General features: G+C 66.8%; 18 protein-coding genes. 3 read left to right on the forward strand and 15 right to left on the reverse strand.

From position 1 onward, the window contains the following. The first annotated feature begins 3 nt into the window (after positions 1-3). The 3 genes from AC4PTO_RS14670 to AC4PTO_RS14680 all read left to right on the forward strand — a co-directional run bounded on the left by AC4PTO_RS14670 (position 4) and on the right by AC4PTO_RS14680 (position 3633). The gene (locus AC4PTO_RS14670; RefSeq protein ID WP_492729696.1) at positions 4-2391 is read left to right on the forward strand and encodes a ligase-associated DNA damage response DEXH box helicase; all 2388 of its coding nucleotides are present in this window, start codon (positions 4-6) and stop codon (positions 2389-2391) included. A 96-nt stretch (positions 2392-2487) separates the two neighbouring features. Next, positions 2488-3144 (forward strand): ligase-associated DNA damage response endonuclease PdeM, encoded by a 657-nt coding sequence (pdeM, locus tag AC4PTO_RS14675; protein WP_492729698.1) that lies wholly within the window; start codon positions 2488-2490, stop codon positions 3142-3144. A gap of 57 nt (positions 3145-3201) precedes the next feature. Further along, positions 3202-3633 carry a PaaI family thioesterase gene (locus AC4PTO_RS14680; RefSeq protein WP_492729700.1) on the forward strand — a complete coding sequence of 144 codons (432 nt, stop codon included), beginning with the start codon at positions 3202-3204 and terminating at the stop codon, positions 3631-3633. Positions 3634-3642: 9 nt separating this feature from the next. Here the strand turns inward: AC4PTO_RS14680 and folD are convergent, their stop codons facing one another. From folD to AC4PTO_RS14755, 15 genes are all read right to left on the reverse strand, one after another. Continuing rightward, complete coding sequence (folD, locus tag AC4PTO_RS14685; RefSeq protein WP_492729702.1) at positions 3643-4533, reverse strand: bifunctional methylenetetrahydrofolate dehydrogenase/methenyltetrahydrofolate cyclohydrolase FolD; 891 nt, start codon at positions 4531-4533, stop codon at positions 3643-3645. Next, positions 4530-4835, reverse strand: a complete 306-nt coding sequence (locus AC4PTO_RS14690) for a chorismate mutase (RefSeq protein WP_492729704.1) — start codon at positions 4833-4835, stop codon at positions 4530-4532. The genes folD and AC4PTO_RS14690 overlap by 4 nt, the downstream gene beginning before the upstream one ends. Before the next feature lie 90 nt (positions 4836-4925). After that, positions 4926-6551 (reverse strand): formate--tetrahydrofolate ligase, encoded by a 1626-nt coding sequence (locus AC4PTO_RS14695; RefSeq protein WP_492733643.1) that lies wholly within the window; start codon positions 6549-6551, stop codon positions 4926-4928. Positions 6552-6690: 139 nt separating this feature from the next. Beyond that, on the reverse strand, positions 6691-7287 hold the full coding sequence (locus tag AC4PTO_RS14700) for an MOSC domain-containing protein (protein ID WP_492729706.1): 597 nt from the start codon (positions 7285-7287) through the stop codon (positions 6691-6693). Continuing rightward, positions 7287-8087, reverse strand: a complete 801-nt coding sequence (locus tag AC4PTO_RS14705) for a methyltransferase domain-containing protein (protein WP_492729708.1) — start codon at positions 8085-8087, stop codon at positions 7287-7289. The genes AC4PTO_RS14700 and AC4PTO_RS14705 overlap by 1 nt, the downstream gene beginning before the upstream one ends. A 6-nt stretch (positions 8088-8093) precedes the next feature. Then, positions 8094-10004 (reverse strand): ATP-dependent zinc metalloprotease FtsH, encoded by a 1911-nt coding sequence (gene ftsH / locus AC4PTO_RS14710; protein ID WP_492729710.1) that lies wholly within the window; start codon positions 10002-10004, stop codon positions 8094-8096. Positions 10005-10083: 79 nt separating this feature from the next. Beyond that, positions 10084-11313, reverse strand: a complete 1230-nt coding sequence (tilS, locus tag AC4PTO_RS14715; protein ID WP_492729712.1) for a tRNA lysidine(34) synthetase TilS — start codon at positions 11311-11313, stop codon at positions 10084-10086. Beyond that, positions 11310-12122 carry a tol-pal system protein YbgF gene (gene ybgF / locus AC4PTO_RS14720; protein ID WP_492733645.1) on the reverse strand — a complete coding sequence of 271 codons (813 nt, stop codon included), beginning with the start codon at positions 12120-12122 and terminating at the stop codon, positions 11310-11312. Before ybgF ends, tilS begins: the two co-directional genes overlap by 4 nt. A gap of 16 nt (positions 12123-12138) precedes the next feature. After that, positions 12139-12663: a peptidoglycan-associated lipoprotein Pal gene (gene pal / locus AC4PTO_RS14725; protein WP_492729714.1), complete on the reverse strand. Its 525-nt coding sequence runs from the start codon at positions 12661-12663 to the stop codon at positions 12139-12141. Between the two features lie 77 nt (positions 12664-12740). After that, on the reverse strand, positions 12741-14060 hold the full coding sequence (tolB, locus tag AC4PTO_RS14730; protein ID WP_492729716.1) for a Tol-Pal system beta propeller repeat protein TolB: 1320 nt from the start codon (positions 14058-14060) through the stop codon (positions 12741-12743). Between the two features lie 113 nt (positions 14061-14173). Beyond that, entirely contained in the window at positions 14174-15364 is a 1191-nt protein-coding gene (locus AC4PTO_RS14735; RefSeq protein ID WP_492729718.1) for a hypothetical protein, read from the reverse strand. Between the two features lie 13 nt (positions 15365-15377). After that, positions 15378-15869: an ExbD/TolR family protein gene (locus AC4PTO_RS14740; protein ID WP_492729720.1), complete on the reverse strand. Its 492-nt coding sequence runs from the start codon at positions 15867-15869 to the stop codon at positions 15378-15380. Between the two features lie 3 nt (positions 15870-15872). Then, positions 15873-16568: a protein TolQ gene (gene tolQ / locus AC4PTO_RS14745; protein ID WP_492729722.1), complete on the reverse strand. Its 696-nt coding sequence runs from the start codon at positions 16566-16568 to the stop codon at positions 15873-15875. Between the two features lie 115 nt (positions 16569-16683). Further along, complete coding sequence (gene ybgC / locus AC4PTO_RS14750) at positions 16684-17085, reverse strand: tol-pal system-associated acyl-CoA thioesterase (protein WP_492733647.1); 402 nt, start codon at positions 17083-17085, stop codon at positions 16684-16686. Continuing rightward, a complete protein-coding gene (locus tag AC4PTO_RS14755) occupies positions 17085-17714 on the reverse strand; it encodes a hypothetical protein (RefSeq protein WP_492729724.1) in 630 nt (209 codons plus the stop codon). The genes ybgC and AC4PTO_RS14755 overlap by 1 nt, the downstream gene beginning before the upstream one ends. Positions 17715-17724: the final 10 nt, after the last annotated feature.

Raw genomic sequence — 17724 nt, forward strand, 5'->3', positions numbered from 1 at the left:
GCCATGCGCGCCCTGCCCCCGCCCCTGTCCGACTGGTTTTCCTCACGTGGATGGGCGCTGCATCCGCATCAGTTGCAGATGCTGGAACGGGCCGAAGATCCCGCCACGCTGCTGATCGCTCCGACCGGCGGCGGCAAGACCATGGCGGGGTTTCTGCCCACGCTGGCCGATCTGGCCGACCACCCGCCCCCCGGCCTGCACACGCTTTACATCTCACCTCTGAAGGCGCTTGCGGCTGATATTCGGCGCAACCTGACCGGCCCGGTCACAGAGATGGGCCTGCCGATCCGCATCGAGGACCGCACCGGAGATACGGGCGCCACCGCACGGCGGCGGCAAAGGGCCGACCCCCCGCATATCCTTCTGACGACACCCGAAAGCCTTGCACTGCTGTTGTCCTACCAGGATGCACCGCGCATCTTTGCAGGGTTGAAGCGTGTCATCGCCGACGAGATCCACGCCCTGGCCGAAAGCAAGCGCGGCGATCAGCTCATGCTGTGTCTGGCGCGGCTGCAACACCTTGCACCCGGCTTGCGGCGTGTCGGGCTCTCGGCAACGGTCGAGGATCCGGCGGCGCTTGCGCGTTTCCTTGCGCCCGACGGGTGCCGAGTGCTTCAGGCCGATGCGGGCCCCCTGCCTGATATCGCCATGCTTTCGGATACGCCGCCCCCATGGGCAGGCGGTGGCGGGCGCCATGCCATTCCAGAAGTGCTGGAGGCGGTTCGCGCCCACCGCACCACGCTGATCTTTCACAACACCCGTGCGCAAGCCGAACTGTTCTTTCACGACCTGTGGATGGCCAATACCGAGGGCCTACCCATCGGCATCCATCACGGCAGCCTCGCACGCGAGGCCCGCGAAAAGGTCGAGGCAGCAATGGCCACGGGCGCGCTGCGGGCCGTCGTTGCCACGGGCTCGCTCGATCTGGGAATCGACTGGGGCGATGTCGATTTGGTGATCCAGATCGGCGCACCAAAGAACGTGAAGCGGCTGGTCCAGCGCATCGGCCGCGCGAACCACCGCTACAATGCGCCCTCCAAGGCAAGGCTGGTGCCCGCGAACCGCTTCGAGGTGATCGAGTGCGTTGCCGCGCTGGATGCCGTGGCGGAGGGTGATCTGGATGGTGATCCACGCGGTCCGGGGCCGCTTGACGTATTATGCCAGCACATTCTTCTGGTTGCTTGCGCCGGTCCGTTTGACGCGCACGCCTTATTTGCGGAAATCCGCAGCGCAGGCCCCTATGCGGGATTGTCGCGTGCCGATTTCGATGCCTGTCTAGAGTTCTGTGCCACGGGCGGCTATGCGTTGCGCGCCTATGATCGTTGGCGCCGCCTGATGGAAAAGGGCGGTTTGTGGCAGTTGCGTGATCCACGCGCGGCACGCGATATCCGCATGAATATCGGCACCATCGTGGATACGGAGACCCTCAAGGTGCGTCTGGCGGGACGCGGCGGAGTTCTGGGCGAGGTCGAGGAAAGCTTCGCGGCCTCACTCAGCCCGGGAGACACCTTCCTGATGGGAGGGCAGATCGTGCGCTATGAGCGGCTGCGGGAAATGACGGTCGAGGTCAGTCGCACGGCCGGCAGGGTGCCGAAGGTTGCTGTCTTCTCGGGCACCAAATTCGCCACCTCGACACAGCTTTCCGAACGCGTCCTGCGGCTGATGAACGAACCGGAGCAGCACCTGCCCGACCATACGCGGGACTGGCTGGCGCTGCAGCGCGGGGTCAGCCGGATGCCCGAATGCGGCGCCATGCTGGTAGAGAGCTTTCCCTGGGACGGGCGCGAACACACCTGTTTCTGGGGCTTCGCGGGGCGCAATGCCATGCAGACCCTCGGGCTTTTGCTGACACGGAGGATGGAAGAGGCGGGGCTGGCGCCGCTTGGCTTCGTAGCCTCGGATTACGCGACGCTGGTCTGGGGGCTCGAACCTGTCACGGACGCGACACCGTTATTGATGCCGGCCGGTCTGCGCGACGGGCTGGAAGGCTGGCTTTCCGGCAATGCGGTGATGAAGCGCACGTTCCGAAATGTCGCCACGATCGCCGGGCTGACACCGCGCAACCTACCGGGATCACGCAAGAGCGGACGGCAGGCAACGTTCTCTTCGGACATCCTTTATGACACGCTGCTGCGCCACGACCGGGATCACCTGCTGATGCGCATCACGCGCCACGAGGCAATGCGCGGGCTGGTGGATTTTGCCCGGATCGAGGAAATGCTTGGGCGTATCGGCGACCGGATCGACACGATACGGCTAGAGCGGCTGCCTCCGCTTGCGGCACCGCTCCTGCTCGAGATTGGCAAGGTGCCTGTGGAAGGCGCCGGGCGGGCAAGGCTGATGGAGGCCGAAGCCAGACACCTTATGGCAGAGGCGGGGCTTTGCGGGTAAGCGGGGAACGGGGGGCTGTCGGCCCCCCGGCACCGGATGCCCCCTCGACGGGGGTATCCGGTGCCCCCCCGAGGATATTTCGACTCTGAAGAAGTGATGCAAGGATACCGGTTCGAGTTCCATGGAGCTGAGATGGAGGCGCGTGAGAGCGGGGCGCTTTGGTGGTCTGCCCGGCGCATGCTTGTCGTGTCGGACCTGCATCTGGGAAAATCCGGGCGCATGGCACGGCGTGGTGGCGTGTTGTTACCCCCCTACGAGGGGCACGAGACCCTTATGCGGCTGGAAGGCGAGATCGCGGCCCTCGCACCCGAGACGGTGACCTGCCTGGGCGACAGTTTCGACGATCCGGAGGCCGCCACACTGCCGCAGGACGAGGCGCTTTGGCTTGCGCGCCTTATGGCGGGGCGGGACTGGATCTGGGTCGAGGGCAATCATGACCCCGGCCCGGTCGTCACCCATGGGCGCAATGTCGCAGAGTTGCATGTGCGGGGCATCGTTCTGCGCCATATCGCCCGGCCTGGTGCCGTCGCCGAGATCTCGGGGCATTATCATCCGAAGGTGCGTCTGGCCGGGCAGAGCCGACCCGCTTTTCTGCTGGATCGCGATCGGCTGATCCTGCCCGCGTTCGGCGCCTATACCGGCGGCCTTCGGGTCGGAGACCCGGTGATCGCGGGTTTGTTGCGCGCGGATGCCCGGGCGATCCTGACCGGGAAGGGAGGGCTTGTCGTTCCGGCGCGGAAATCTGGCGACTAGCTCTTTCTTTCCCGTTCCGCAGCTGGCAACATCGCCGGATCTGACGAGGGAGCCCCCATGCACGACGCGCAGCGCAATCGCATTCTGGACAGCTTTGCCGCCCAAAGCCTGATGTGCAGCTGTCAGGCCCGGATCACCGATCTTGCGCCGGGCAGTTGTGTGATCGAGGCCCCCCTGCTGCCGGGCATGTTGCAACAACACGGGGCGGGCCATGCGGGGGTGACCTTCGCGCTTGGCGATACCGCGGCCGGCTATGCCGCGCTGAGCCTGATGCCCGAGGGGCGCGAGGTGATGACCGCCGAGATCAAGATCAACCTGCTTGCCCCCGCCTTCGGTGAAACGCTCGTGGCGCGCGGCCGGGTGGTCAAATCCGGGCGCAGGCTTTCGGTGGTGACGGCCGAGGTCGAGGCCGTCGCCGCGGACGGGGCCCGCAAGCTGATTGCGGTGATGCAGGGTACGATGGTTCCGGTCGATCCGGCCGGCGGCTGAGCCTGCGGGTCAGGCCGTCAGCCCCTCGGGTTCGGCAAGGCCGTTCGCGCGGCAGCAGGCGGTGACGGTATTGGCCAGCAGGCAGGCGATGGTCATCGGCCCCACGCCGCCCGGCACCGGGGTGATCGCGCCGGCAACCTTGGCCGCCGAGGCGAAATCGACATCGCCCACAAGGGCGGTCTTGCCGTCACGCTCGATCCGGTTGATGCCCACGTCGATCACCGTAGCGCCCGGCTTGACCCAATCACCCGGTATCATCTCGGGGCGGCCCACGGCGGCCACGAGGATGTCGGCACCGCGGCACACCGCCGCAAGATCGCGCGTGCGGCTATGCGCGATCGTCACCGTGCAGCTATCCCCCAGCAGAAGCTGCGCCATCGGCTTTCCCACGATGTTCGAACGCCCCACCACGACGGCATTCATCCCCGACAGGTTGCCCAGATGGTCGCGCAGCATCATCAGGCAGCCAAGCGGCGTGCAGGGCACCATCGCCTTCTGCCCGGTGCCCAGAAGCCCGACATTCGAGATATGGAAACCGTCCACATCCTTCGCCGGATCAATGGCGTTGATCACCAGATCGGCATTGACATGGCCCGGAAGCGGAAGCTGCACGAGGATGCCGTGCACCGCCGGATCGGCGTTCAGCCGCGCGATCAGCGCCAGCAGGTCGGCCTCGGAGGTTTCGACGGGCAGCTTGTGCTCGAAGGATTGCATCCCCGCCTCAATCGTCTGCTTGCCCTTGTTGCGCACATAGACCTGGCTGGCGGGGTCTTCGCCAACCAGCACCACCGCGAGGCCCGGCAGGATACCATGTTCTTCCTTCAGGCGGGCGACATGCTGCGCAACCTTGCCGCGCACCTTCGCTGCGAAGGCCTTTCCGTCGATGATCGTGGCGCTCATGCCGAATCTCCCGTTCCCAGAACCCGCTCTTCGCGGGCGATTGCCCATTCGATCAGCGCGCGCCACAGGCTTTCGGCCAGCGCCGGGTCCAGACCCTGCCGCGCGGCCTCGGCGCGCACATTCTCCACCACCTGCTCGACCCGGGAATCGATCCGGGCGGGCCAGGCGGCCTTTTGCTTCAGAACGGCGGCGCGGTCGATCAGACGCGCGCGATCCGCCAGAAGCGTCACCAGCTTCGCATCAAGCATGTCGATCTCTTCGCGCAGTTCGGACATGCTTTCGATTGTTTCCGGCGCTTTCATCCAACTCACCTCCGGCAAGGCCAGCCTGCGCCGCGCGCAAGCATCAGACTGGCTATCGCAGGCTTCGCCGGAAGGCTCAAGGCCGGGGCGTCAGAACAGGCCCACAACCTCGCCTTCCGCGCCCAGGCCGATGGTCTCGGCCGAGGGCACCCGCGGCAGGCCGGGCATCGTCATGATCTCGCCGCAGATGACGACGATGAAGCCCGCCCCGGCCGACAGCCGCACCTCGCGGATCGGCAGGGTGTGACCGGTGGGCGCCCCCCGCAAAGCCGGATCGGTCGAGAAGCTGTATTGCGTCTTGGCCATGCAGACCGGCAGGTTGCCATAGCCCGCCGCCTCCCATGCGCGCAGCTGGTCGCGGACCGCCTTGTCGGCAATGACATCGCCCGCGTGATAGATGCGCCGGGCGATCGTTTCGATCTTTTCGAAAAGCGGCATCTCGTCGGGATAGAGGGGTGCGAAATGCCCGGTGCCCGCTTCGGCCAGTTGCACCACCTTGCGCGCCAGTTCCTCGGCCCCGGCGCCCCCGTCGGCCCAGTGGCGGCAGATGATCGCCTCGGCCCCCTGGCGCGCGACATAGTCCTTGACCGCGGCGATCTCGGCCTCGGTATCGGTGGTGAAATGGTTGATCGCCACCACCACGGGCACGCCGAACCCCTTGGTATTGGCGATGTGGCGGCCCAGGTTCGGGCAGCCCTTCACCACGGCCTCCACATTCTCGGGGCCAAGATCGGCCTTGGCCACGCCGCCATTCATCTTCATCGCGCGCACGGTGGCCACGATGACCGCCGCCGCGGGCGTCAGCCCCGCCTTACGGCATTTGATGTCGAAGAACTTCTCGGCCCCCAGATCGGCGCCGAAGCCCGCCTCGGTCACCACGAAATCCGCCAGTTTCAGCGCCGTCGAGGTCGCCATGACCGAGTTGCAGCCATGCGCGATATTGGCGAAGGGCCCGCCATGCACGAAGGCCGGGGTGTTTTCCAGCGTCTGCACAAGGTTGGGCTGCATCGCCTCTTTCAACAGCACGACCATGGCGCCATCGGCCTTGATGTCGCGGCACAGGATCGGGCTCTTGTCGCGCCGATAGGCCACGACGATGCGCCCCAGCCGTTCCTGCAAATCGTCCAGATCGCGCGACAGGCACAGGATGGCCATGATCTCGGACGCGACGGTGATGTCGAAACCCGTCTGGCGGGCAAAGCCGTTGGCAACCCCGCCAAGCCCCACCACCATGTCGCGCAGTGCCCGGTCATTGATGTCCATGACCCGGCGCCAGGTGATCCGGCGCTCGTCGATCTCAAGCGAGTTGCCCCAGTAGATGTGGTTGTCGATCATCGCAGCAAGCAGGTTATGTGCTGCGGTTATGGCGTGGAAATCGCCGGTGAAATGCAGGTTCATCTCTTCCATCGGCACGATCTGCGCGAAACCGCCGCCGGCCGCACCGCCCTTCATCCCGAAGTTCGGGCCAAGGCTGGCTTCGCGGATGCAGATCGCCGTGCGCTTGCCAATCCGCGCAAGCGCATCGCCAAGGCCCACGGTCGTCGTGGTCTTGCCCTCGCCCGCCGGGGTAGGGTTGATCGCGGTCACAAGGATGAGCTTGCCCTCGGGGCGCCCGGCAAGGCCTGCGATGAATTCCCGGTCGATCTTTGCCTTGTCGCGCCCGTAGGGGATCAGCGCGTCCTCGGGGATGCCAAGCTTCGCCGCGATTTCGGGCATGGGGCGCTTTTTCGCGGCGCGGGCGATCTCGATATCGGTTTTCACGGCAAGTCCTCCGGCAGTCCGTTTCAGACGCTACCGTATCCGCAGCCAAGCACAAAAAAGTGGCAATACCGACATATATGCAGCCGAATTCGTCCTAGCCGCGCCGCGCCTCGTCCAGATATGTCCAGGCGCGCTGGTCGGGGACATGCAGGCGCAGCATTTCGCCCAGCCGAAGGACCCCCGGACGCTCGACCCAGGCGGTGATGCCGCGCCGGTCCTTGCCCGCGGGCTTGAAAGCCGCGCCGTTGCCGGGATGGTGGGTTTCGATCACCTTGCCGGGCAGCACGCAGGGGCGGTTCTCCATATCCACCACCAGCGTAACCCCATCGGGCCCCTGCAACCGCGAGGACGGCGGAAGATGCGTCAGATCGGGAATTCCGCGCAGAACCAGCGACGCGCCCACCCATTCGGGTGCAAGCCGCCCAAGCCCCATGGCGCGGGCCGTCTCATCCAGTTCTTCCTGCGACAGGACGCTCAGCTGGCGGGTATTGGCGATGGTCGTGCCGCGCGGATGCAGCCCCAGCACGCGCGAACACGAGGGCCGCGTAAGGCCGCCATGCGCCTCGCCTTCGGGGCCGTCGAAGCCCAGCACCAGCGTTTCCTGCGGAACCGAGGCCAGGCCGCCCCCTTCGGGCACAAGGCCCAGCCAGACGATCTCGGCCTCGAACCGGGTGGATTTCAACGCAGGCATCAGTCGACCTTCAGCACGAAAAACAGCCGCCGGAACGGGAACAGGACGGTGCCGTCCGCCTCGGGCGGATAGGCGGCGCTCAGCGCGGTATCGTAGCGATCGAGGAACGCTTCGGCCTCGGCCGCGGACATCTGCGCAAGGAACGGGCGCATCGCGGTGGATTGCGTGAAATGGCGCACCGGATGGCCCGAGGGCGCGGCATCGAGGCGTTGCAGATAGTCGGTTTCCCACAGATCGGCGCGGCCAAGCGGCGCCAGGACGCGCGCATAATCCGTGGGCGTGCCGACCGGCGCCGTCCAGCCGCTGAAGTCGAACCGATCGGGAAACATCTCTGCGGCGAATTCACGCAGGAAGCGGTGCGACGGGGCGCCGTATTGGCGCGGCATCTGCACCGCAAGCACGCCGCCCGGCACCAGATGGCGCGACAGCCGCGCGATCAGCACCTCGTGTCCCGGCAGCCATTGCAGCATCGCGTTGGAAAAGATCAGTGCGGCGGGCTTGCCCGGTTCCCATGTGGTGGCATCGGCCAGGTCGCAGCGCCGATAGGCCCCGGTTGCCGCGGCCTCGGCCAGCATCGCGGGCGAGGCATCGACCCCGATGATCTTGCGGTCGGCATAGCGCGAGGACAGTGCCGGCCCGGCCGCACCCGCCCCGCAGCCAAGGTCGATCACCTTGCCCGGCGGCAGGGGGCCGACCTGCGCCAGAAGGTCAAGCGCGGGGCGCAGGCGAAGCCCGCTGAAGCGGGTATAGGCGGCGGGGCTCCAGTCCGCCCCGCCCGCCGGATTGTCTGTCCGGTGCATGGCGTCTCAGGCCGAGGGTTCGGGCGCCGTGCCGCCGCCCTTGGGCGCGGCCGGCTTCGTCTTGGGGATCGAGGTGACCGAGGGCAGGCTGCCCGAGGGCGGCGAGGCCGCATCGTCATCCTCGCCCAGCGGAACGCCCGCGATCACCTTCTTGATCTCGTCCCCGGTCAGGGTTTCGTATTCCAGAAGGCCCTTGGCAAGTCGCTCGAACTCTTCTTCCTTCTCAAGCAGGACGCGCCGCGCGGTCTGGTAGCCCTCTTCGATCAGGTCCTTCACCTCCTGCTCGATCAGTTCCTTGGTGTGGGCCGAGACCGAGAAGCCGCCGGTATTGCCCGAATAGCCCTCATGCGCCTCGGCATAGTCGATATTGCCCACCTTGTCGGACATGCCCCAACGCATCACCATCGCGCGCGCAAGCGCCGAAGCCTGCTGGATATCGCCCGCAGGACCGTTCGAGACCCCCTCTTCACCGTATTTCATGATCTCGGCCGCCTTGCCCGCCATGGTCATGGCGATGCGTTCCTTGGCCTCGTCCTTGTGCATGTTCAGCCGGTCCATCTCGGGCAGGCTGACAACCATGCCAAGCGCACCGCCGCGCGGGATGATGGTGGCCTTGTAGACCGGATCGCATTTCGGCATCGCCATGCCGACGATGGCGTGGCCGGCCTCGTGATAGGCGGTCTTTTCCTTCTGTTCGGGCGTCAGCACCATCGAGCGGCGCTCGACCCCCAGCATCACCTTGTCCTTGGCGCTTTCGAAATCTTCCATCGTGACGAAGCGCCGCCCGACGCGCGCGGCCATCAGCGCTGCCTCGTTGACGAGGTTCATCAGGTCGGCCCCCGAAAAGCCCGGCGTGCCGCGCGCGATCAGGCGCAGATCGACATCGGGGCCCTGCGGCACCTTGCGGGCATGCACGGCCAGGATCTTCTCGCGCCCCTTGATGTCGGGGTTCGGAACGTGGATCTGGCGGTCAAAGCGGCCCGGACGCAGAAGCGCGGGGTCCAGCACGTCCTTGCGGTTCGTCGCGGCGATGATGATGATGCCTTCATTCGCCTCGAAACCGTCCATTTCGACCAGAAGCTGGTTCAGCGTCTGCTCGCGTTCGTCATTGCCGCCGCCGATGCCTACGCCACGCGAACGGCCCACCGCGTCAATCTCGTCGATGAAGACGATGCAGGGCGCGTTCTTCTTGGCCTGTTCGAACATGTCGCGCACGCGGGACGCGCCGACACCCACGAACATCTCCACGAAGTCGGACCCCGAGATGGTGAAGAAGGGCACGCCCGCCTCGCCCGCGATGGCGCGCGCCAGAAGGGTTTTCCCGGTGCCGGGCGGGCCGACAAGCAGCGCGCCCTTCGGGATCTTGCCGCCAAGGCGGCTGAACTTCTGCGGGTTGCGCAGGAATTCGACGATCTCTTCGAGCTCTTCCTTGGCCTCGTCGATGCCGGCCACATCGTCGAAGGTCACGCGGCCATGCTTTTCGGTCAGAAGCTTGGCGCGGCTTTTGCCAAAGCCCATCGCGCCGCCCTTGCCGCCACCCTGCATGCGATTCATGAAGAAGATCCAGATACCGATCAGCACAAGGAACGGAAGCCAGACGCCCAGAAGCGACATGAAGCCCGACTGTTCCTGCCGCACGACATTGACCTCGATGCCCTTGGCAATCAGCCGCTCGGCGATCGGATCCGATTCCGGCTTGACCGTGGTATAGGTCGTGCCGTCCGCGGCCTGGTAGGTCACGGTCTCGCCGTCAAGCCGCACGCTGGCAACCTCGTCCTTGTCCACCTTCGCGATGAAGTCGGAATAGCTGGTCGAACGCGCGTTGACCGCGTTCTGCCCGTCGCCGAACAGGTTGAACAACGCCAGGATGAGCAGAAACAGCACGGCCCAGAAGGCGAGATTGCGCGCGTTACCCAAGGGGAGACCTCCAATAGTTCCGTGGCGCCGGAACGAGTCCGGCACCTTGTCTGAGAAAATAGGGATAAAGCGGCCGGGTTCAATGCGAGAATGGCTTTTGTAGGAAAGTGCCGCGGACAATACGCGCTTTCCAGCCATTTTCTCGCCCCGCAAGAGGGGCCGCGATCAGGTATTCACCCCTCCAGACCGCCGGAGAGGCCATCAGAGAGGGGCGCGGCAGGCCGCATTCACGCCATTGCGGGCAGGCGCGCAGCCCGTCTTCGCCGAGTGCCGCGATCTCGAGCCCGGTTTCCCCGGGGCCTTCCATCTGCCAGCGGTCCCATTGCTGCCCGGTGGGCACGCGCAACCCCGCCACGGCGGACCATTCGCGCGTGATGCGGATTTCATCGGTGCGGGCAAGGATGCGGCAGCCGGCAAGCGTGGCGCTGCGCCCCTGTTGCAGCTCGGCAAGAAGCCCAGCCACCGCATCGGCGCGCGGCGCATAGCCCTGACCGCCGACCCATTGCAGCGCCCGCACGATCAGGCGGCGGCGCAGTTCGGGCGGAAGCGCGGGTCCGAACGCGGCGGGCGCGATCACCAGATCGCCGCGATCGGCCCGCACCAGATCGCCCGCCATGTGCCGCAAACACTCCTCAAGCGCGGCCTCGGCGGCGGCCAGATGGGCGGTGGTCTCACAGATCCGCGCCACCGAGATCCCAAGCGGCGCCAGTTCGCGCAGCGCCTTGCGGGCCTTCACCCGGTCGAAATTATCATTGTCGTTGCTCGGGTCGTCGATCCAGCCCAGATCCGCGGCGCGCAGCCAGTCGCGCAACGCCGCCCGGCCAACCCCAAGGAAGGGGCGGGTCCAGATCACGCCATTCTCTTCCCATCTGCGCCGCATCCCCGACAGGCCCTCAAGCCCCGCCGAACGCCCCAGACGCATCACGAAGGTCTCGGCCTGATCGTCGGCCGTATGGCCAAGCGCGACATGGCGCAGCCCGCGCGCGCGCGCCCAGTCTCCGATCAGGCGGATACGGGCGCGGCGGGCCTGATCCATCAGGTTGCCGCGCGCCTCGCCGCGATGCCAGTGCAGCACGGAATGAAAAACCCCCAGACGCGCGCAGCCCTGGGCCACGAAGCGCGCCTCGGCCGCGGCCTCGGGGCGCAGGCCATGGTCGACGGTGACGGCCTCGACCGTGAAATGCCGCGCCAAAAGGTGCAGCGCGGCCATCGAATCTCCGCCCCCGGAAACGGCAACCCCGACACGTTGCGGCGTGTCGGGGGCAAAGGCCGTCAGGGCAAGGTCATCAAGCGCGGGGCCTTCGGTCACTGACACCCCAGCGATTGCATGGCCATCCCCGCTTCCGACGCGGCGGGCGCGGCCTGGAAGCGATAGCCGACCTCGGACAATGTGGCGCAGGCCTCGGCGGTCTGGCCCAGATCGCCCAGGGATTTGCCCAGCATCAGCAGGTTTTCGGCGGCACGCGGCCCCTCGGGCTCGGCCGAGAAGGCATCGAGCCAGGCACGCGCGGCGCCGGGCACATCGCCTGCCTGTTGCAGCGCCTGACCGCGCAGGAACATCGCCTCGCCCGTCAGGGGGCCGCCCGGATAGGTTTGGGCAAAGGCCGCAAAGAGGTCAGCGGCGCCGCGAAAGTCACCCTGACCGAGCACCTCCTTGGCCCGGTCGAAATCTGCCTGTTCGTTCATCGCCATGGAGGGTGCGACCACCGGCGCCGTGGAATTGGGCGCAGGCGCGGTCACCGCCGATCCGCCCAGAACCGGCGTCTGGCCGACCGAGGAAATATCGCAGCCCGGCTCAAGCTCACACAGCCGGAACTCAAGATCCCCAAGCCGGTTGGTGCCATCGGACACCACCCGGTTGATGCGGTTCTCAAGCTCTTCGGCGCGCGATGTCAGCCGCGACAGCGCGGCCTCCATCGTGTTCATCCGCTCAAGCGCCGATGTGCCGCCCGCCGCCTGAAGGCCCTGCGCGCCCGATGCCACCAGCTCCGAGCGCAGGCCTTGCAGATCGGCCGAAAGCTGCGACAGCTCGGCCCGGATATCGGCCAGCGACCGGGCATCCTGCCCGAAGGCCGGAACAGCCAGCCCCAGCGCCAGCGTCAGAACCACTGAGCGGATCATCCTGCCAGGCTCCTCAGCTGCCCGCGCCAAGCGAGATGACGGTCACCGCGCGGCGGTTCTTGGAATAGCAGTCCTCGGTCGAGCAAACCTCGAGCGGGCGCTCCTTGCCGTAGGACACGGTGCGCAGCCGGTTCGAGGCAACGCCCTGCGACACAAGGTATTCCTGAACCGAGCTTGCCCGACGCGCGCCAAGGGCAAGGTTGTATTCGCGCGTGCCCTGTTCGTCGGCATGGCCTTCGATGATGGCGGAATATTGCGGGTGGCTGCCCAGCCATTGCGCCTGCCCCGACAGGATTGTGCGGGCCTCGGGCGAAAGGGTGGACTGGTCGACCGCGAACAGCACCTTGTCGCCGATGGTCTGCGCGAAATAGGCCGGAGAGTTCGGATCCGACGGAAGACCCATCTGGTCGATGCCGCCGGCACCGCCATAGGCGCCGCCCGGATCGACCACGCCATTGGCCCCGTAACGGTCGGGATTGTTGCAGGCCGCAAGGGCCAGAGCGGACAGAAGAAGAAGCGCCTTCGGAGCAAGAGTCATGGTTTACCGCCTTTTTTCACTGGCTCGATGCCAGATATCCTAACAGGTTCGTTCTGCCTTGGGAATCGCCGCCCGCATCAGGGCAAAAGCGGCGACCAGGCCGGGTCGGAGGCCGCACCGTCAAGCGGAACCGCACGCAGGTTCCGCCCCGAGATGTCGACCGAATAAAGAACTGCGCCACCCGCCGCACCGGGGGTTTCGCGGGTGAACATGATGACCCGGCCATTGGGCGACCAGGTCGGCCCCTCATCAAGGAAGGACGAGGTCAGAAGCCGCTCTTCCGAGCCGTCGGTGCGCATCACGCCGATATGGAAGCGGCCCGCATGCTGCTTGGTGAAGGCGATCAGGTCGCCGCGCGGCGACCAGACCGGCGTGCCATAGCGCCCCTCGCCGAACGAGATGCGCGTGGCCTCGCCCCCGCCGGCGGGCATGATGTAAAGCTGCTGCGTGCCCGAGCGGTCCGATTCAAAGACGATCCGGCTGCCCTCGGGGGAATAGGAAGGCGCGGTCTCGATCGCGGGGGTGTTGGTCAGGCGCTGCGGGCTGCCGCCGTTCACGCCCATGCGCCAGATATCGGTATTGCCGCCCTGCTCCAGCGAATAGACGATGCTGCCGCCATCGGGCGAGAAGCGCGGCGCGAAGGTCATCGTGCCGGGCACCTCGGGCAGAAGCTGCGCCGAGACATTCGCAACATTGAGCATCTTGATGCGCGGGAACCCCGTCTCGAAGGTGGTGTAAAGCACCCTGTCGCCCGTGGGCGAGAAGCGCGGCGCCAGCACGATCGTGCTGGAATCCGTCAGATACTGCACGTTCGCGCCATCGTAATCCATCACGGCCAGGCGCTTTTGCCGGGCATTCTTCGGCCCGCTTTCCGAGACATAGACCACGCGGCTGTCGAAATAGCCCGACTCGCCGGTGATGCGGCTATAGGCGATATCGGCGACCTTGTGGGCCAGGCGGCGCCAGCTTGCCGGAGAGGCCGCAAGCTGCTGCCCCTCGCCCAGTTGCTGGCCCGAGAACACGTCGAACAGGCGGAACTTGACCACCACGCGCCCGCCCGACACCGACACCGCGCCGGTCAGAAGGGCCTGCGCGTTGATCGCCTGCCAGTCCGGGTAAGACACCGGCGCATCGAAAGACGAGACGCGCTGGATATGCGCGCTTTGGGGAATTTCCCGAAACAGCCCGGTCCCCGACAGATCGGCCGCGATCACCCGGCTGATATCGGCGGCGAACTGCCCCGCATCGCCGGTTTCGGCCACGAAGCTGGGCAGTGCGAAGGGCAAGGGCTCGATCACGCCATCGGTGATCTCGATGCGCAGGGGCCCTTGCTGGGCAAGCGCCAGCGACGGGATGAAGGCAAATGCGGCCACGGCGGCCATCGCAAATCGGAACATTTCGGACTTCCCTTCGATGGGGGTGTGACTGTTGTAGCGGATTTTCCCCCGCAGAGGCATCACAAGTGCCTCAGCTTTCGCGGAAATCCGCCCGATGTGGCGCCGAAGACGGGTCATTTCATCCTCATCTTCTCGGGGTTGAAGACGATCTCGATCTCGCGCCAGTGGTCGTATTTCTCGGCCGGCAGCGGGAAGCCGTCAGAGCCGCAGCGCACGATGGCGCGCCGCCCGGCCTCATAGGCCTGGTTGGCCGCCGCCTCCGAGCCGCCCTCATGGCCGATGCGGCGGATCGAGCCGATATCGGGGCGGCCGTCGGGCAGCATGGTGACGCCCACGGTGACGGTCGTGCGCAGTGCCTCGGTCGACAGCGCGCCCACGTTCCAGCAGGCCTTCACATCGACGATCAGCGCGTCCTTTTCACCCGAGGTCAGCGGCGGACCCGAGGCCGCGCGGCCCACGCCGCCGCTGCCGGTTCCGGTTTCAGCGGACATCGCCTCGGCAAGCGCGTCGTTGACGGCATCGTTGACCGCGGGCTCGGACGCGGGGGCGGCGGGCCTTGCGGCCGCGCTTTGCGTCGGGGCCGGTGCGGCCGGTTTCGCCGGGCGCGGGCGCGGCCGGGCCGAGGTCAGCGGCGCCGAGGATTGCGGCCTGTCGTCGGTTTCGGTCGCCTCGGTCACGATCTCGGTGGTGGCTTCGGGTGGCGCGGCCTCTTCCTCGGGTGGTTCGACCACCTCTTCGGGCTCGGCCGCCTCGTCGGGCCGGGTTTCGGCGACGGCGGTGTCCGAGACCCGCGCATCGGGTTCGGGCGCCTCGGCGGGCGTGGGCGCGACGCGCGGCGCGGGGCGCGGACGGGGGCGCGGGCTGATTTCCATCAGCACGGTCTGCGAAGGCTCCTCGACCGGCGGCATCGGCTGCATCGGGGGAACCTCGGTCACCTCGGCCTCGGCCGGGGGGGTGGTCAGATCGGTCATGTCCGGGGCGGGCTCGGGCGCGGGTTCCGGCTCGGGCAGAGGCTCGGGCTGGGGTTCCGGCGCAGGCGCGGGCACCGCTTCGGGTTCGGGGGCCTCGGCGTTTTCGGCGGGGACAGAAGGCGCGACCGGCTGCGTCGCCGGGGTTTCCGAGGGCCGGGGCGCGGCCGCCACCAGCGCCGCGAAATCGGCCTCCGACATCACCGACACCTCGGTCATCACGACCGGATCGGTGGGGCGGGCGCGGAACAGATCTCCGCCCACGATGGCCCAGGCGATCAGCCCCAGATGAAGCGCCGCCGAGATCCCCGTGCCGAGTTTATCTGCCCTGTCCATGCGCATCCGCGCCTCAGTTCGCCGCCGCGCTGTCCGGCTGGCCGGTCAGCGTGGGGCCGCCCGCATCCGTGACCAGCACGATGTTCGAAAAACCACCCAGGTTGAGCGCCCCCATGACCTGCACCACGCGGGAATATTCGATGGCGCCATCGGCGCGCAGGAACACCTTGTCGCTGTCACGCTCCTGCGCGACCGAGCGAAGGCGGTCCACCAGCTCGTTCTCGGGCACGGGCGTGTTCATCATCGACACCGTACCATCGGCCTGAAGCGAGATGGTCAGCGGTTCTTCCTGCTCGGTCGGGACGGCCTTGGCGGCGGTCTTTGGCAGCTCCAGCGGAACGCCCACCGTCATCAGCGGCGCCGCGACCATGAAGATGATCAGAAGCACAAGCATCACGTCCACGAAGGGCGTGACGTTGATCTCGCTCATGGCGGCGTGCTTGCCGCGCGCGCCGCGGCGGCGGCGTCCGCCCCCGCCTGCCTTTTTCATGACCCCCGCACCCATGGCTCAGGCGTCCAGCTGGCGCGAAAGGATCGTGGCGAATTCGTCCGCGAACGCCTCGTAGCCCGAGGCGATGCGGTCGGCATCGGCCGAAAGCTTGTTGTAGAAGATCACCGCCGGGATCGCGGCCAGAAGGCCCAGACCCGTCGCCATCAGCGCCTCGGAGATCCCCGGCGCCACGACCGCAAGCGAGGTGTTCTGCGAGATCGCGATCTCCTCGAACGCGACCTTGATCCCCCAGACCGTGCCGAACAGGCCCACGAAGGGCGCGGTCGAGCCGACGGTCGCAAGGAAGGGCAGGCCCGCGTTCAGATGCTCGGTTTCCTTGGCGATCTGCACGTCCATGGAGCGGTCGATCCGCGCCTGCGCGCCTGTGATCAGCTCACCGTCGCTGCGGTGGCTGCGGCGCCATTCCAGCATGCCCGCCGCAAAGATCTTTTGCGACGCGCCGTCCGGTGCCGGGCCGATCTGGTCGAACAGCTCGTCCAGCGGCTCGCCCGACCAGAAGGCGCGGTCGAACCCCTCGGCCTCGGAGCGCGCGGCGCGGTAGGTGATGAATTTGCGGATGATGATCGACCAGGACCAGAAACTGGCCACGGTCAGAAGGATCATCACGAGTTTCACGGTGAACGATGCGCGCGCAAAAAGCGCCAGCAAGGAGAAATCGATCTCCTGCGCCATCGCAAGGGCTTCTGTTTCCATCTGTCACTGCTCGCCGGTTGGGCCACGTTATCGCGGCTCTGATTAACAGTGATTCTATACGAGGTTCAGGGGGAACGCCATAACATCTGCGTCATTGCAGCGCGGCAACGGCGGATCAATGCAGCGACGGGGCCAGCAGGCGGCGGATATCGGCGGGAAGTCGCGCGGCGCCGCCCGTTTCGGACAGGCAGACGATGGTCACGACGGCCGAGAACAGCACCTCGCCGTCGCGCGTCACGGTCTGGCCCATCACCAGCCGGGCGCCGGTTTCGGCCTGAAGCACGGTCTCGACCACAAGCTGGTCGTCATAGCGCGCGGGGCGCAGGTAATCGGCCTCGATGCGGCGCACCGCGAAGACAAGGCCATGATCGCGTTTCAGGGCCGCCTGGTCGACGCCCAGGCCACGGATCCATTCGCTGCGCCCGCGTTCGATGAATTTCAGGTAATTGGCATAGTAGACGATGCCCGCAAGATCGGTGTCCTCGTAATAGACGCGGAGCGGCAGGCGATGGATCATCATGCCACCCCGCCCGCCGCCAGCCGGGCCGACAGGCGCAGCGCGTGGCTGGGATCATGCGCGACCGCGGGCAGGACCGGATCATAGGCCGCACGGATCAGATCCCCGATCTCGGGGCGCAGCACCGTCACGCCGCGCGCCACCGCAAGGGGCGAGCTTTCGGCAAAGGCCGTGTCGGACCACAGAAGGATCATCTGCGCCGCCTGGTTGAGCGCCAGCGTCTCGGCCGGAACTTCGTCCAGTGCTGCGTCCATGCGCACGAAGGCGAAACAGGCGCGGATCGCCCCCTCCTTGTCGAAGCGGAAGACGCGATACTGGTTGGCGCCCCCGTCATCGAGCCGCACCACAAGGTCGTGCAGCCCCTCGATCAGGTGATCGAGGTTCGGCACGTCAAGCAATTCGTGCCAGTCGCGGAAGAAGAACACCATCAGGTTGGCGCCCAGTTCGGCATCGGTCTCGGCCATCTTGTGGCCGGCAAGCGCCACGACCGCCTCGACCGCGCCCTTCACGATCGACAGGGTGGCGGCATCGACCCCGAAGACGACGGGCACGACCGGCCGGCCCCAGCGGGCGAACAGGTATTCGCCGGAACTGCGGGTGAAAAGCGCCTCGATTTCGGATGGCTGCATGATGACCCCC

The sequence above is a fragment of the Rhodobacter maritimus genome (assembly GCF_058747975.1).